This is a genomic window from Aeromonas sp. D3 (assembly GCF_027705025.1).
Taxonomy (GTDB): Bacteria; Pseudomonadota; Gammaproteobacteria; order Enterobacterales; family Aeromonadaceae; genus Aeromonas; species Aeromonas salmonicida.
Genome location: NZ_JAPDBE010000056.1, coordinates 1 through 16,113 on the forward strand (window position 1 = coordinate 1; position 16,113 = coordinate 16,113).

At 48.3% G+C, this 16,113-nt stretch carries 15 protein-coding genes and 3 pseudogenes; 11 read left to right on the forward strand and 7 right to left on the reverse strand.

Annotation, left to right across the window (positions count from 1 at the left end; translation table 11 throughout):
• Positions 1-119: 119 nt before the first annotated feature.
• From OKC28_RS21110 to dsdX, 3 genes are all read right to left on the reverse strand, one after another.
• Entirely contained in the window at positions 120-296 is a 177-nt protein-coding gene (locus OKC28_RS21110) for a hypothetical protein (RefSeq protein WP_005312753.1), read from the reverse strand.
• A gap of 340 nt (positions 297-636) precedes the next feature.
• Positions 637-1,968 carry a D-serine ammonia-lyase gene (locus OKC28_RS21115; protein WP_256687977.1) on the reverse strand — a complete coding sequence of 444 codons (1,332 nt, stop codon included), beginning with the start codon at positions 1,966-1,968 and terminating at the stop codon, positions 637-639.
• Between the two features lie 16 nt (positions 1,969-1,984).
• The gene (dsdX, locus tag OKC28_RS21120; protein ID WP_256687978.1) at positions 1,985-3,322 is read right to left on the reverse strand and encodes a D-serine transporter DsdX; all 1,338 of its coding nucleotides are present in this window, start codon (positions 3,320-3,322) and stop codon (positions 1,985-1,987) included.
• Between the two features lie 226 nt (positions 3,323-3,548).
• Between dsdX and dsdC the strand changes: the two genes are divergently transcribed.
• Positions 3,549-4,493, forward strand: coding sequence for a DNA-binding transcriptional regulator DsdC (gene dsdC / locus OKC28_RS21125; RefSeq protein WP_256687980.1), 945 nt, complete (start codon positions 3,549-3,551; stop codon positions 4,491-4,493).
• Positions 4,494-4,787: 294 nt separating this feature from the next.
• Here the strand turns inward: dsdC and OKC28_RS21130 are convergent, their stop codons facing one another.
• Positions 4,788-5,009: a hypothetical protein gene (locus OKC28_RS21130; protein WP_256687982.1), complete on the reverse strand. Its 222-nt coding sequence runs from the start codon at positions 5,007-5,009 to the stop codon at positions 4,788-4,790.
• Between OKC28_RS21130 and OKC28_RS21135 the strand changes: the two are divergent.
• The 8 genes and pseudogenes from OKC28_RS21135 to OKC28_RS21170 all read left to right on the forward strand — a co-directional run.
• Positions 4,953-5,367 (forward strand): annotated as a pseudogene (locus OKC28_RS21135) (transposase); the annotation flags it as partial. The gene OKC28_RS21130 and the pseudogene OKC28_RS21135 overlap by 57 nt on opposite strands.
• 159 nt (positions 5,368-5,526) lie before the next feature.
• Positions 5,527-5,859: a helix-turn-helix transcriptional regulator gene (locus OKC28_RS21140; RefSeq protein ID WP_270691051.1), complete on the forward strand. Its 333-nt coding sequence runs from the start codon at positions 5,527-5,529 to the stop codon at positions 5,857-5,859.
• Between the two features lie 702 nt (positions 5,860-6,561).
• Entirely contained in the window at positions 6,562-6,969 is a 408-nt protein-coding gene (locus OKC28_RS21145) for an H-NS family histone-like protein (protein WP_042655815.1), read from the forward strand.
• A 141-nt stretch (positions 6,970-7,110) separates the two neighbouring features.
• Positions 7,111-7,410: a hypothetical protein gene (locus OKC28_RS21150; protein ID WP_270691052.1), complete on the forward strand. Its 300-nt coding sequence runs from the start codon at positions 7,111-7,113 to the stop codon at positions 7,408-7,410.
• 433 nt (positions 7,411-7,843) lie between these two features.
• Entirely contained in the window at positions 7,844-8,260 is a 417-nt protein-coding gene (locus tag OKC28_RS21155; RefSeq protein ID WP_270691053.1) for a hypothetical protein, read from the forward strand.
• Entirely contained in the window at positions 8,257-9,606 is a 1,350-nt protein-coding gene (locus OKC28_RS21160) for a relaxase/mobilization nuclease domain-containing protein (protein ID WP_270691054.1), read from the forward strand. Before OKC28_RS21155 ends, OKC28_RS21160 begins: the two co-directional genes overlap by 4 nt.
• Positions 9,607-9,628: 22 nt before the next feature.
• Positions 9,629-10,339: a hypothetical protein gene (locus OKC28_RS21165; protein WP_270691055.1), complete on the forward strand. Its 711-nt coding sequence runs from the start codon at positions 9,629-9,631 to the stop codon at positions 10,337-10,339.
• A gap of 151 nt (positions 10,340-10,490) precedes the next feature.
• Positions 10,491-10,667, forward strand: a pseudogene (locus OKC28_RS21170) (IS5/IS1182 family transposase); the annotation flags it as partial.
• A gap of 208 nt (positions 10,668-10,875) precedes the next feature.
• Here OKC28_RS21170 and OKC28_RS21175 read toward each other — a convergent pair.
• From OKC28_RS21175 to OKC28_RS21180, 3 genes and pseudogenes are all read right to left on the reverse strand, one after another.
• Positions 10,876-11,766, reverse strand: a complete 891-nt coding sequence (locus OKC28_RS21175; protein ID WP_307773674.1) for an MBL fold metallo-hydrolase — start codon at positions 11,764-11,766, stop codon at positions 10,876-10,878.
• Between the two features lie 229 nt (positions 11,767-11,995).
• Positions 11,996-12,211: a winged helix-turn-helix transcriptional regulator gene (locus OKC28_RS23015; RefSeq protein ID WP_345774167.1), complete on the reverse strand. Its 216-nt coding sequence runs from the start codon at positions 12,209-12,211 to the stop codon at positions 11,996-11,998.
• A pseudogene (locus tag OKC28_RS21180) lies at positions 12,204-13,353 on the reverse strand (IS3 family transposase). Before OKC28_RS21180 ends, OKC28_RS23015 begins: the two are co-directional and overlap by 8 nt.
• Positions 13,354-13,651: 298 nt before the next feature.
• On the opposite strand from OKC28_RS21180, the gene vapB reads away from it, so the two are divergent.
• Positions 13,652-13,879, forward strand: coding sequence for a type II toxin-antitoxin system VapB family antitoxin (gene vapB / locus OKC28_RS21185; protein ID WP_098968699.1), 228 nt, complete (start codon positions 13,652-13,654; stop codon positions 13,877-13,879).
• Between the two features lie 811 nt (positions 13,880-14,690).
• Positions 14,691-16,049, forward strand: a complete 1,359-nt coding sequence (locus OKC28_RS21190) for a VapE domain-containing protein (protein WP_270691056.1) — start codon at positions 14,691-14,693, stop codon at positions 16,047-16,049.
• Positions 16,050-16,113: the final 64 nt, after the last annotated feature.

Consider the following 16,113-nt stretch of genomic DNA (forward strand, 5'->3'; position numbering starts at 1 on the left):
AAGCCAAGGCCACAGAAATACAGTGTAAAAAAAGCCAATAAAAACAATGCCAGTCAGGCTTAACTGACTGGCATTAGCGCCATGAGCGCCGGTTTTTTATCGGTGAAGAGTCAAGTGGCTTACTGCGCTTGCTCTGCGTGTTGCTGATAGCGCTGCTGCCATTTGCTGCTTTCGGCTTCGTCACCCTGGGTCTGCCAGAACTCGCAGATGGAGTTGGCGAGCTCGGATGCCATGGCGTGATCTCCATCGCGGCGACTCATCAGATATTGTCCCAGCCAGCTTTGATATTGTTTCATTGCCCGATCTCCTTATCTAAGGTGCCCTTGGGTGTTGCCCGTCTGGTAAAACAGCCTCTCGACCGCGGCCAGACCTGACTCAACCAGGTCACTGTTTTTCTGCGCACCTCTGTTCGTTGTTATCACCGGATTGGGTAGCGATCTCGCCGGATAACGGTGTGAACGGGGCGCAGATGTCAAAAAACGGACCCTATCCTATCACAAAATAACCAACTTGGGGGGATTGGCAGCCGAATGAGGAGACGTGACGTGATCATGCTCAGCGCAAAGGGTGTGCCATCTTGCTGATCCATGAAGAGAAAAACCCGCCGGGGTGGCGGTTTTTTCGGGTGAAAAAAGATCAAATTTTGGCGGTGGCCAGGTATTTTTCCATCTCCTCGGCGGGCACCATGCCGCCGCCGGTGGCCCATACCAGATGGGTGGCCCGGGCCAGGGTAGCGGCATCGAAGCCGCGCTCCGCCTGCCACTCGCGATCGGCCGCGATGCGCCACGGGCCCGGCATGCCGGCCAGGGCCGAGGGTTCGAGTTTGATCTGCTCATCCCGCGCCAGCAGCCCCAGCAGGTCATACATCTCCTGATCGCTCAGGGTATAGAAACCATCAAGCAGCCGCTCCATGGCGTGGCCGACGAAGCCGGAGGCGCGCCCCACCGCCAGACCGTCGGCGGCGGTGAGGTTGTCGATACCCAGATCCTGCACCGAAATCTGATCGTGCAGGCCGGTGTGGACCCCCAGCAGCATGCAGGGGGAGTGGGTGGGTTCGGCAAACAAGCAGTGGACGTTATCCCCGAACGCGAGTTTCAGGCCAAAGGCCACGCCGCCGGGGCCGCCGCCGACGCCGCAAGGCAGATAGACGAACAGCGGGTGTTCGGCATCCACCTTGATGCCCATCTCATCGAACTGCTTTTTCACCCGCTCGCCCGCTACCGAGTAGCCGAGGAACAGGGGGCGGGAGTTCTCGTCGTCGATAAAGAAGCAGTTGGGGTCGCGTTCGGCCTCCTTGCGGCCCTGCTCCACCGCCACCCCGTAATCTTCGGCGTATTCCACCACTATGACCCCGTGTTCACGCAACTTGCGCTTCTTCCACTCCCGCGCATCGGCGGACATGTGGACTGTGACGGTGAAGCCGAGCTTGGCGCTCATGATGCCGATGGACATGCCGAGGTTGCCGGTGGAGCCCACGGCAATGCTGTACTGGCCGAAGAACTGGCGAAACTCGTCCGTGAACAGCTTGCGATAGTCATCTTCTTCGGACAGCAACCCGGCCTTGATCGCCAGCCGTTCGGCGTGGGTTAGCACCTCGTAGATGCCGCCGCGTGCCTTGATGGAGCCGGAGATGGGCAGGTGACTGTCTTTTTTCAGCAGCAGCTTGCCGGTTACCTCGACGCCGTAGCGCGCATTGAGCGTTGTCTGCATCGCCGGGATGGCGGCGATCTCGGACTCCAGAATGCCCTTGCTGGCGCGGGTCTCGGGGAAGGCTTCGCACATGTAGGGGGCGAAGCGGGCAAGCCGGGCGGAGGCATCCGCCACATCGCTGCCACCCAGTCCCACATGGGGCAGGCCAACCGCCAGCGTGCTGGCCTTGGGGTTGAACCAGGTCACGGGCTCGAGTGCGATCAGGGAGCGAACCAGCGGAAATTGAGCGATGAGCTGCGAAATGTCGTTCTTTTTCATAGGAGTCTCGGTCTTGTTACACGATATAGGAGAGCAGGAAGGTACCGGCCAGCGCCATCAGGGAGGCGACAAAGGTGGCGGTAGTGTAGTACTTGAGCGTTTCATTCAGGGTGGCACCGCAATACTGCTTGACCAGCCAGAACAGGGAGTCGGTCACCATGGTGCAGCCAATGGCGCCGGAGCCGATGGCGAGCGTCATGATCTCGGGGCTTATCTCGGGGTAGTGCACCATGATGGGGGAGACGATGGCTGTGGCCCCCATCATGGCGACCGTGGCCGAGCCGACGGCTGCGTGCAGCACTATGGCCACCAGCCAGGCCAGCAGGATAGGGTGCATGTCCAGCTGGGAGAGGATGGTCGCCAGGCTGTCTCCCAGTCCGCTCGCCTTGAGCACGCCGTTGAAGGCGCCGCCTGCCCCTATGATGAGCAGGATGTTGGCGATGGAGGAGAAGCACTCCTCTGTCTTGCCCAGCAAGCCTTCCATCTTCATGCGCTGACGGATCCCCAGCACGTAGTAGGCTGTGAAGGCGGCGATGAACATGGCGGTGATGGGGTTGCCGATAAACTCCAGCACGGTATAGAGGCTGCTTGCGTGATCCATGTTGAGCTCGGCCACCGTCTTGGCCAGCATCAGCAGTATGGGCAGCAGCACGGTGAAGAGAGAGGCACTTAAGGTCGGGAGGCTTGCCTCGTTGCGCGCCTCTATATTCGCAAAGGCGGCGGGCACCTCCTTGAACGGTACCCGTTTACCGAGCAGCTTCAAAAACAGCGGGCCGCCGACCAGGGAGGCAAACAGCCCGACCGCGAGACCGTAGACGATGACGGAACCTATGTCGGCACCCAGCTGATTGGTGACGTAGAGCGCGGCCGGGTGGGGCGGCACTATGCAGTGCACAGCCATCAGGGCGGTGCAGAGCGGGATGGCCAGCGTCAGCAGCGAGGTCCTGGTCTTGCGGGCGATGGAGAAGGCAAGGGGAATGAGCAGTACGACTCCCACTTCGACAAACAACGTGATGCCGCACACCAGACCGACCAGTACCATGATGACCTGAGGCGAGAGCCAGCGGCACTTTTGCAGGGCGAGGCCGATGCGTTCCGCCGCCCCCGATACTTCCATCATCTTGCCGAGTATGGTGCCAAGGCCGATGACGGCGGCGAGAAAGCCCAGGGTGCCGCCTATGCCCTCTTCCATGGCGTTGACCATCTTGACCGGGTTCATCCCCATCATGGTGCCGACATAGAAGCTCGCCAGCAGCAAGGCGAGGAAAGGATGCACCTTGCCCTTCACTATGGTGAAGACAATCAGAATGATGCTAGTCAGCAAGGTACCGACGACCCACACTTCAGAATTCATACTGCGCCTCTATGTGTCATGAGTGATGATTAGGCGCCTATTGAATGAAAATGACGGGCGGCTGACAAATGATGAAAATGGCGTCTTGGATGATCTGCGTTGATGCAAAGGTGCCACATTCATCACGTTTATCGGATTTTATGGGATTTGGGTTGTTTGGTTGCATCCAAAGATGGGATTTCTGGCTATCATCTGTGCGTTTTTTGGGGGCGAAGAGGCGTGCCAGATGTATACCGAAGATAACTACGTATCGAGAAACAAGCTGCTGAACGGTTATCAGCTCTCCAAGCTGCATACCTTCGAGGCGGCGGCCCGTCATAGCTCGTTTGCCCTGGCGGCGGATGAGCTGGCGCTGAGCCCCAGTGCGGTGAGCCACAGGATCAGTGCGCTGGAAGAGGAGCTCGGTTTCAAGCTATTCCAGCGCTTTCACCGCAAGGTGATGCTGACCGCAGAGGGGCAACGGGTCTTCTGGGCGCTCAAGTCCTCGCTGGAGTTCATCAATCAGGAGATCCTGGAGATCAAGCATCAGGAACTGTCCGGTTCCCTGACCGTCTACTCCCGCCCCTCCATCGCCCAGTGCTGGCTGGTGCCCAGACTCGCGGATTTTTCTCGCCTGCATCCCCAGATCGATCTCAACGTCATGACAGGTAACGAGAACATCAATCTGCACGGCTATGGCATAGACCTGACTATCTATTTCGATGACAAACTTCCTGAGCGGCTCGCCATCCACCCGCTGATGGATGAGTACATGGTGCCGGTCTGCAGCCCCGAATATGCCGAGCAGCATGGGCTGCTGGACAATCCTGACCACTTGCCTCGCTGTTGCCTGCTGCACGACAGGCAGGCCTGGGGCTATGACTCGGACAGCGATGAGTGGAGCAGTTGGGCTCGCCAGTGCGGCATCTCCCTTGACGCCTGCCAGTCGAACATGGGGTTCGATCGCTCCGATCTCGCCATTATCGCCGCCATGAACCACGCCGGGGTCGCCATGGGACGCAAGAATCTGGTGAGCAAGCGGCTGGCCAGACATGAACTGGTTGCCCCTTTCCCTGGCATGGAGGTGCGCTGCGAGCAGCGTTACTACATAGCGACCTTGCCCAACCGTCAGTGTCCCAAGATCCAGGCCTTTGTCGACTGGGTCTGCGCCCAGGCAGGGGAGACACAATAAGCGGCAGGGCCAATCGCCGTTTTATTCCTCGTCTGGCGTGCAGGATGGAGGGCGAATACCCGGCAAAAAACGGTGTAGATGGCATGAGAGGAACCGGAGAACTCGGGGAAGTTTGTCTCATATCTCAGCGAGTTAGCAGAATGAACTGTCAGTAAAGGCTCAATCGTTCGATACGGGATGGAAACAGGATACAAATAAAAAGGGCCACTTCTTGCGAAGCGGCCCTTTCCAAACGTTTGGGCTGGGGGAGTCTGAATTTAGCTTTTAACTTATTGATTTTATGTGATTAATTATTTAAGGCCAAGCTTTGGTGGTACATGCAGTGGTACATGCTGTAAAACCATCTTGTCTCAAGGAAAATCCAGAATATTTGGTTGCCGTGTGATTGTTTCCCAAATCGAGCGTTTGAATTGAACTAACTGAGGGAGTGGTGATCATCACCATTCCCTTCATGTTTGCATCAAGTCGCTTCACCCCATCACCAACTGGTCTCAATACATCAAGTTCCTGATCCACTGTGGCTCCCTCGCCTTCTGGGTTGATGCAGATGCAATGGAAAATGGTTCCACCCCGACCATCACGGGCGACGGGGACGTAGCCAGCTTTCACTGGCCAGACCATCTCTACCTTCTGGATTCTCAAGGGGATTTTCAGCCTCTCCCTGCGAGTGACCCAAGGGCTACTCGACTCTCTGATTTAGTTGATGAATGTTTCCTCTGTGCGCCCCCGATTACAGCTGTGCCAGCAAGCGAACCCGTACGGTGAAGGTGCCTATAGGCAGCCATCTAAAGGGACGATTACCGACCTGGTTATCGATTTAATTGGCCTGAAGGTGCTTGACGAAGGCGAGTGGAAAGTCAGAAAACACGGCGCCAATTTGGAATCGAACGATTTGTATTGATTTCGGATACGATGTTAATCGTAAACTGACAGGAGCGGAGTTATTTATAAAATCATATAAAATACTAGCGGTTATTTATAAGAAGTAATATTTTTCTGTCATTTTAACGGGGGTTATTTATGAAGTCTAATAATGTCAATGTTTTTTTATTATTTTTATGATTTTTCTCTTGTGTATTTTATTATATGTGATTTAATCCTTCTCAAGTTGGAAGGTGAGGTATATATGGTATACGAGCAAGATATTCGTTTGATTAAGATGACTGAGGTGTTAAAAAAAACAGGAATGTCTAAGTCCACAGTTTACAGCTTAATAAGCCACGGAATGTTTCCACAACAAGTTAGCTTGGGTATTCGCTCAGTTGCATTTGTAGAGGCGGAAGTTGATGCTTGGATTAGGGAAGGTGCGAATAAGTCACCAAACATAAAAATGCGCCTTTGTAAGTATTTGAATTTAATAAACTAATTTTTTCAGTTTCGTTGTGGAGGGTGCTTATTCGCACCCTCCCTAGAGGATCTCGATTGTCGTGCCACAACAGCATCATACGAGGGATGATTAGATCGTGGTAGTATTACAGCAGTGTCTCTCGGCAAGTCAGATAATACGTGCTCCACAACTCGCTAGCGGGTCTTCCATGCATTTTAATGCCGATATCTAGCAACAACAGCTCCCACTGCCGTGTATCGCGAAAAGCCATTTCACGAGCCTGTTCGATGCTATGGGCAGAATAGGCTCGGAGCAATTTGTCTGATGTCGTCGAAAACAACCTTTCAAAAAAAGCTAGATCTTTTGCAGCCATAACCTGTGAGCGCAGTGCTGTCAGATGCATAGTGTCCATTTCTGAATACCGAACAGCATCCTCAATAAATGTATCACAAACCTCATATGCAATCTCATGGGATCTCCCATGAGTACTGAGGGCAACGATTAGTAGAATGAGTTGAGTCATCACAAGATCTCTGCTGTCAGTATGAATAAACCAGTCTAGCAGTAACTAATGGAACCTGTGGGGTCTTAGCTCAAGTCAGATCGACGTTGAGCGGTTACTCATAGCTTCCCTAAGTGGCTATATAAAGATCAATTATTTTGATGATAAATATTGGCACCAAACTACAGCTAGGTGATAATGCTAGGCAATAAACAAATAACTTTTTAGGCGTGATATCCATGAACGATTTTATCAAAACACTGTTGAATATTCGTAGTCTCCGGGCTGCTCTGCGTGAACTACCATTCGAACAGTTGGTCGAGATTCAGGCCAAATTTGATGAGGTGTTTACAGAGCGTGAGGCTGCTGAGCTCCGATATCAGGAGGAAAATGCCGAGCGTCTGCGTAAGCTCGAGGAATTCAGCGAGATGCTGAAAAACGCAGGGATTGACCCCAGCGAACTGGTTGGCAGTGCAGCTCCGTCGAAAGCTGAAGGAAAGGAAAAGGCCAAGCGTGCGCCGCGTCCCGCAAAGTACAAGTATCACGAAGATGGCCAGGAAAAAACCTGGACTGGTCAGGGCCGTATGCCGAAAGCCATCGCTGAGGGCGTTGCTAGCGGAAAGTCCTTAGAGGATTATCTGATCTAATCCACAATTATAGTGGTATTGAAAGCAGCCGTAAGGCTGCTTTTTTTATTCATTCGACTATAATAAATTTTGTTTAGGGTGGCATGAGACATTTTTGTTCATGCTATCTGTCCATTACTCTACATGTATAGCGAGTGTTCTATGAAAATAATGACCACAAAAGAGGTTGAGATTATAGCTGATATTCAGTGTGACGTATGCCATAAAAGCACAACCCCACATATGAACCCAAATTTGTATAATCCTCAGTTTGGAGCCCTGACTGCAAAATGGGGTTATGGTTCGAAACATGATGGTACGGCATATGAGGTGCATCTATGTGAGGAGTGCTTTTTTACAGTGCTGAGTCAGATAAAAGATATGCGTAAAAATGATCAAGCGGGTTATGTTGATGATCAATCATTTGGGAGGCTTTATTCTCATAATATTGAACTTATATGAAGTCATTGGTTCGACCAGATCTAGAAAAGGTATGTCAGTCATAGGATGGAAGCATGCCTTTTTATATAGCTTTAATCAACCTATGTCATAGTTTTAATCTCATGGATGAAAATTAAATTCACTATATAAGTCTAGTTAATTTCATATTTTAAATTTTAACTTTCGCCAATGGCATTGATAATTTTAGTCGTTAAATTGATAATTTTGCTCAAAAAGTTGTTGATATCATATTTGGTGTTTGCAATACTATAATTAGAGTGAGCATTAAATATCTCCAATTTATTTAACTCATTTCTGAATGTGACTTCGTATAAATTTATTGTATATTTTTTGAAAAAACTCTAAACCAGCTATGTTTTAATGTCTATTAAATTGGTTGGTTTGAAAAACAAAACGCATAACACTACTAATAATTATTATAAAGGTGCACGCAATGAACATAAAACCACGCTCAGGTAGACCCCAAAAATCAGCTGACGATAAACGCAGTTTAATGCTCCGAATCTCATTTAATGCAGTTGAGCAACGTGTTTTAACTAAGCATAGTAAAACCTATGGTATTCCCAAAAAGTCTAGCCTGATTCGGTTTTTGGCTCTCAGGGAACCAGACAGTAATATCTCACCAGATTTTTCATATGATGAGCGCATGAGATTGCTAGAGGATCTATACAAAGTATCCTTGACTTTAAATGAAGTAATTTTATTCATTCAACAGATTGAAGCTGGCAATGATATCTCTAGCTATATTACTGACAGTAGTGAAGACTCGCGTTTGATGTTTTATTTATCATCTATCAATTCTAGGCTAGCTAGCTTTGAAAAAGCCCTCATTGGAGGGATTTTGAAATGAATTTTGAAAAGCATCGGAATAGCCAGAATTTCCAGTACAGACTGTCTTATATTTATCGTTCGATACAAATTGGTAAGAAGCGAAAGTCAAGGCCATCACAGGTTATTCATCTCGGTGGTGGTGTAATTAATATACCAAACGTTGAACGTAATCAAATAGGTGAAATCTCTGATTATGACATCGGGCCACTACTCACGGAGTTGAATATGCAGGCATCATTGTATGCAGGCACAGGAAACCAGCTATGTGCACATTATTCACTATCATTAAGCCCCAATGAATCATTAACGCCATTTCAATGTCTAGTTGCAGCTAGGCTGCTAATGATTGAGCTGGGATATGGTAGCGATACTAGATGGACATCTGTTATACACCGCGATACAAGCTCTCTACATGTACATGTTGTAGCATGTAGAGTCAAACTTGACAGAACTTTGGTTGATGATAGTAATGACTACGCTCGTGGAGTTGACGCTGCTCGGAAAATAGAAATTAAATTGGGATTGTCGATCTGTAAAAGCCCTGAAAAAAATTTCGGTCATGAGTATAGCATAGTCAATATTAAAAATGGCCGTGGTAGAGGGAGCTTTCATGCTATGCATGATCCCGCCTGTATAATTAGGGATGCAATGGACGAGGTTTTTAAAAACCAGCCGAACAACATGACTGAATTTGTCATTGGGTTGCGTGAGCATAATGTAATGGTCAGGGTGAGGAGAGCAGATAATCACGAGCCAAAAGGTATTTGTTATAGTATAGACGGTAAGAAATGGATATCAGGGTCTAAGGTTAAGAGATTGCGGGTTACTTGGTCTAAGCTGCTCGACCAGGGCATTGAATATTCACCTCGGCGAGATGATTTAAATTTGCAATTAGGTGAATCAAATCAATTAAGCGAGCTTAAGGTTATACTATTTACTGCATGGATTCGTTGTACTAAAAAACAATATGCCAAGATGAAAAAATCAGTGAATTCATTTGTGGATAAAAAAACATATGGTACATCGTCATTCTTTTTCCGGCTTCTAAGATTGGATTTTGTTTTGCTATCAATCGAAGAACCATCAGATAGTTTTATATCAAATGCACGATCACTGTTGAAAGACGTTTTGGCTACAATTTTTAGGAAAGGGCTGGAGGGAGTTCATGTAGGATCAAACGCATTGATTCCTGATGGATATGTCCCAGATATTAACTCAGGGAAAGATACTATTGATAAGCCAAACATGTTTTTCTTAGACAGAGACAAACTAAAAAATGAAATTTTGACTAACAATGAATGGATTGCTGATTGGTATGGGGATCCCATATCACACGAACAAACCAAAGAAAAAAACATAAAATAACAATAATAATGAGAGGTGTGGCATGGCTAACATGAGGTTGAATGCAAATCTTAGAACAGTATCATTTAGCAAAACCGTGAGTGTACTGGAAGAGCTGGAGCTCAGTTCAGGTAAATGTGTTCGTAGGTATAGGGCTGTAAATGTTCACCTAGGTACAGTTGATGTGAATTCTGATTTTTCCCTTATAAAAGAGTTAACCGAGGCTGACGTAAAAAATGCAAGGCTTTGGGTCCAAGAGCAGCAACGACTGGTCCAGTATGCTTACATGGAAAATCAGAAAAAAGGACTAATTGGCGGGTGTCCTGTTATCAAACGTAATAAGAGCGACGATGATAAGTATCGAGATCATTATGGATATATTCCAGATTGCAGGGTTGGTGAATTTATTGGTGTAATCATCAATCAAATCCCACTGTCGTCACCCATACAATCTGTTGAGTCTAACAACTCGTTATATGAAAATATTATTGAGTTGAGAAAGAAAGGTCGTTTGTCTGACGTGTTTAAGGATATTTTTAATGCACTAATTAAAATTCATAAAATAAACCCTTTCACAAAGAATGAATGGTTTTCTCTTTTCTTGGGGGAAAAAGATTGTTTTTACTTGATTACAGCGGCTTCTGGTTATAAACAAAGCATTTTTGAAAAAATGCTTCCACTTAATCATAGAGCAACAATATTGTCGCAGATAAATAAGGCTCTGAAAAATCGAGTTACCAGCAAAACGTGTTGATAGAGGCTGATCCAGGCTTTTACCTGCGGTAATGAAATCACGATAGATATGGGGTTCTATCTAATCTTGCTAGGTATTTATTGGCATTGGTTTGTCGTGTTTTCATTTCACTGGTAAAATGTATGGCCCGTTCTCATTATATTATAGATGATCGGGTTATCAACATCGCTCGCTGGCAGAGACAGCAATGTGTCGGTTCAAGCAGTTGATGGCGGGGAAAATCAGTCTGCGGAAATACAGCGATCAGGTAGGGGAAATGATGGCGTATGAGAGCGCGATAAACAAACTGAACAGCCTTGGTCTGCCTGTCGGAAAGCCCCAAATGTAGCGACCATTTGGGGCTGGGGAAGGCAGATTTGGGAAGCAACGGCCTCACCTCCTTGAAGGTGAGCACAGCAACATGTATTGCGGACACAGATTAGCCCTAACTGACAGAGACTTGCAGGGTGGGTTATTCAATAACCCACCCCTTAACCGAGCAACGATGCCTTTGCTGAACATCAAAAGCCGTTTCATGCCGCTTTATGTAATTGACATCAGAACGCCAGTGACACTCCGTCTTCCGGGATATCAACGCGGCTCTCGATACCATGCTTCTTGACGTAGGCCCGTAGTTCATCACGGGTCAAGGACATGTGATTAACTGCGTCCATGTGCACCGCAACAATTTTTGCATTCTTCGCAGCCAGTGATGCGCGAAGCACGTCTTCCTCACCCATGATGATTGCGCCTTCGTACCCAGTCATTTTTGCTTTTCCGGCATTGAGCACGATGACTTCAGGGTCATATGTCTCAATGGCCTGGTCTACCTCTTTACGCCAGATGGTGTCACCGGCCAAATAGAGGGTCTTATAGCCTTTCGCTTGAAAAATGACGCCCATGGCTTCACCAAGCAGTTTTGCGGGAACGGGATCGGCATACATTTTGTCTGTGCCATGTTGACCACCAGTCTTGGAAATTTGAACGCCACCAAATTCAGCTTCGTCAGTCAGTACGCGAACGTTCTTGAAACCCTGAGCGCGGATCAGCTGTGCATCAGCCTCATGCTGCGCAAACAGCGGAATGTTTTTAGGCAATGCTCTTTGTGCTGCATCGTCCCAGTGGTCAAGGTGGGTATGAGTAACGATGACCGCATCCACTCCTGAGATGATGTTCTCTGCCGACTCGGGTAACTCCACAAGCGGATTGCGGAGGTTGCTGCGATAGGTACCTTCAAACCCAGGGTAAGCGCCCTTTTTAGCCAGCATAGGATCGATCAAGAAGGTAGTGCCTGCGTAAGTGATTTTCACTGTCGCATTACGAACCTGTTGCATTTCAACTTTATGAGTTGAAGTGGAAGCCTGAGTGTCGCTTTCTCCTGCAAACGCCGGGGCGGTGACTGCACCAAAAGCGATAGAGAGTACCAAAGGAAGTGCGTTGAATTTCATGTGATTGGTCCTGTTGATGTTTCGAGGAGGTGATTTTTGCTCAATCTCCATGCGCTAAAAAGTGGCCTAAATGACAACTTTCGATAGGATTGGGCCATCGATGTTCAACCACTGGCTTAATTAGCACTTTACTTAGCGGCTCTTAATGCTCATCGCTTGTGTCGTCGTGAGAGATTTCGGTGGAGGGCTCAAAAAGAGCATTCAGGACTTGCAACGAATTCCATGTCCGTCACCATTGTAATGGTGACTCATTTGACGTGGCATCATCCGGCAAAGAGTACCCCCACTTACCCATTGCCTCAAGAACTCGCAGGCCCTCACCAAGCGGTGTTAGTTCATACACGACCCTTGGAGGTGTCTCAGCATACGCTGTGCGTGTGACGATGCCATGCAGCTCGAACCTTTTGAGTCGGTGCGTTTGAATCGCCCCTGGTTTTCTAGACACTTTGTTGCTGAAAAATAAACTGCCTTTCAAACTCTACCGGCGACAGCCCATCATTGGAACCATGGCGCCTGATTGGGTTGTAAAATATCTCGATATAATCAAACACATCGCTGCGGGCTTCGTCTCTTGTCGCGTAAATCCTGCGCTTGATCCGCTCCCGTTTGAGCAACTGGAAGAAGCTCTCGGCGACCGCGTTGTCGTGACAGTTGCCACGTCGGCTCATGCTGCAACTCAGGTTGTGGGTCTTCAGAAAGTCCTGCCATTCACCACCGGTAAACTGGCTGCTCTGATCCGAATGCACCATTACCGGCTGCTTGGGCTTGCGTCGCCAGACGGCCATCAATAACGCATCAACCGCCAAGTCTGCCGTCATGCGTGACTTCATCGCCCAACCGACGTCTGGCGAGAGAACAGGTCGAGCACCACCGCCAGGTACAACCACCCTTCTTGAGTGCGGATGTAGGTAATGTCAGTCACCCAGGATATGTTGGGAGCTGGCATCTTAAACTGACGTGCCAGCGTGTTTGGGGCAACCTGTGGGCTTTTGCCTCCTCCATAATGCCCCTTGCGGCGTTGATAGCCCGTTTGCGAACGCAGCCCTTCCCGCCTCATTAATTTGGCCATACGGTGCTTGCCGCAGGCTTCCCCTGCGTCACGAAGGTCGCGATGGATTTTGCGATAACCGTAGACAGCACCACTTTCCAGCCAGGATTGCTTGACCAATCCGGTCAGTCGTTCGTCCTCCTGATGGCGTGGCGATGTGGGCTGTTTCAGCCACGCGTAAAAGCCACTTCGGTGAACCCCCAGGGTCTGGCACAGGGTAACGACGCTGTAGCGGTCGAGTCGGGAGGTTATGAATGCGTACCTTTCCTTGACTCGCTGGCAAAGTACGCGGCCTCCTTTAGGATATTGAGCTCCTCGGTGACCTGGCGCAGTTCGGCTTTCAGGCGGCGTATCTCGGCTTGCAAAGCAGACTCTTCGAGCTGCTGGTCAGCAGGCTTACCGTACTGCTTGAGCCAGGCATACAGACTGTGGCCGGATACCCCGAGGGCTCGTGCAACGTCAACCACCGGCCGTCCGCGCTCGGTGATTTGTTTAACGGCTTCGATTTTGAATGTTTCTGGATAACGCTGACGGGTCATAACACCTCCAATAGTTGCCTCATTTTAAGGCTGTGAGGTGTCTAGGGAACTGGGGGCGATTCAGTAGCACTATTGGGATCAGTTATTTAGGAAAGCCGCAAATCACAGGGGACAGAAAAAGCGGCAGCTCTAGAGCGTCCGGGGTTGGATGTGGGATGGCGAACATGGTGGCTCACTGGTTACTGTTTTTATATACAGTGTAGCCGTATTGCATAACGTGTGCATCCGGTGTCAGTTGACATACCGGGCCCATTAGCTATGTTCGGTTCACATGGTATCTGGCTTCATAGGACGCGTGATGGAATCAACAGTTTTTAAGTGTGGTCGTGGCCAGGGGGTTTACCTGCCCGAGGCCGTGGCCCTGCCAGATGAGGTCACGCATGTTGAGATCGTAGTGGTTGGTCGTACTCGCATAATCACACCTGTAGGTGAGTCCTGGGATAGGTGGTTTGATGAGCCTGGTATGAGCGCCGACGTCATGGCCGAACGTGAGCAGCCAACTGCCCAGGAGCGAGAGAAACTCTGAGGTCCAGCAGTGTAACTGAGTTGCATAGCTGAGAGGGATTGTTTTTATATATATAGATAAAGCGTATCCCTCTCACCTGAAAAGGTGAATAGCTATGGCTATCATTCTCGCGTAGCGAGGATTGTTCATAGATCTGTCGGTACTCGCCCCCCAGGCAGGATAGCTCAGTAGCCATTTTTTCTAGGTTGCACCACTGGTCGTGGTGCATGTGATCCAGTTCTGTATCTACAATGCTGGCGATTGGTCTCTCCTCTGTAGTGGTTTCAGCCGCTGCAATTTTGGACAGTATGCGACATGCCGAGAACTGCTCTAGCTGTGCGGCCATAACTACTGCGACGTTCGGAAATTTATCGATAACCTGGTAGTTTAAATAGCCATGTTTCGTCACTAGGAATTAGTGTTTATATATATTTGTTGTAATTCTAGGTGCAATTATTAGGCTTAATAAATAAATTGCACAAAATGTCAATTTATTTTTTTTCGTCCTATTGATCTTTGATGGAAATAGTCATATCTTCATCGGCACATAGACTGGTTGGCCTATGTAGATATAACGTAATCTACTGGTTTTGTTGAAATGTTATCTCTGAATTCCTGTGCACTATACTCATATGGTCGTTACAAGTGACATTGTACACGAAGCACAGTTTAAGCATGTCTGGTCTCATTGGAATAAACTAAAGGTAAAGCATCTTTTGATATTTCACGCGTGATTTATAACAGGCTAATTTTGGTTATAATTAAAATGAAATCCAAGTGGTAATGCATAGTATATATAAAAATCAGGCCTATAAGGCCGAGGATAATAACAATGAAGCAAAGCAATGAAAAAATATTTTGGTGTGAACTCTTGACGTACGACCAGCAAGATCAGAAAAATAATGAGCAGCAGGAAAAAAATGTAGTTTTCGCGAAAGTCATGGACAACAGCAAGCAATTGACGTTGCCGGACCTTTTGCCAAATAGCCGACCGATGAGGACTAGCCGTAATCTGCATGCTATTATTTTACACAAAAACTGGATCCCGCGTTTCAACCAGATGACGGCTGAACCAGAGGTCGCTAATTCTGATAATCAGCGCCTAGGTCTCTCTGATGCAGGTCAGCGATCTGCGCTGGTTGATGCCTGCCAGCATGCACATCTGTCAGACAGGGCAATTGATGATCATTTGACAGCGATTTGTGAACAGCATAGTTATCATCCTGTACGTAGTTGGCTGGAGGACGGGATGCCGTGGGATGGTCAATTACGAGTGGATAAGGTGATAGCCACCCTAGGTGCGGTCAACCCAGGTTATGCCGCTCAGGTAATAAATCCATGGTTGATTGGATGTGTTGCTGCATTATATGAACCCAATTGGATATCAAAATTGGTTCCGGTCCTCGCGGGTGGCCAATCATTCAAAAAATCTGCATGGATACGCCATATTGCCACTGTGGTACCTGGGTCAACACTGGATTGCTCCATCAATCCCGATGTGCCTGATGATGTGAGACGCGCAGTTTCCGCGTGGGTGGTAGAATTGGCCGAACTTGAGAGTACCACCAGGCATGAGGCTGGCAGCCTGAAAGCGTTTTTAACGAGAGATCATGACCGTTTTCGAGTGCCGTATGGGCGTAATTTCACTGTTAAGCGGCGTCAAACTAGTTTTATTGGCACGGTTAACGGCACTGGTTTCCTGAAAGATGCTACTGGGAGTTCGCGGTTTGCGGTGATCGAGTTGGCGTCACCAGCAAATATGGATGTTCTTAATGAAATTCTTGGTTGGAGTTGGGATGAGGGGCGAGTGCGTCACACCGAACCCGAGAAATTACGTCAGTTTTGGTTGGAGGTAAAGGCAAAATATGATGATGGGGGCTCTTGGTATCTGGATGAAACGACAGTCATTCAAGCTGCGTCTGTAAACGATGCTCACACTGATAAGGGGGCTTGGTACGATATTATTTGCCATAATTATCTGTCAGGGGAATATAATGATACTAAATGGGTTGTTGCGAGTGAATTGTGCAAGCTACATGGAGAGAAGGTCAATATGGCAACATCTTGTGGTAAGGCACTCAGGATGCTTGCGAGCGAGGGGAAAATAAAGAGCAAAAAAGGCCGATCTAATCAAACTCTATACTGTTTGCCAGTGATTGGAACAAATAGGATAGATAAAGTAATAAAGTAATAAAGTAATAAAGTAATAAAGTAATAAAGTAATAAAGTAATAAAGTAATAAAGTAATAAAGTAA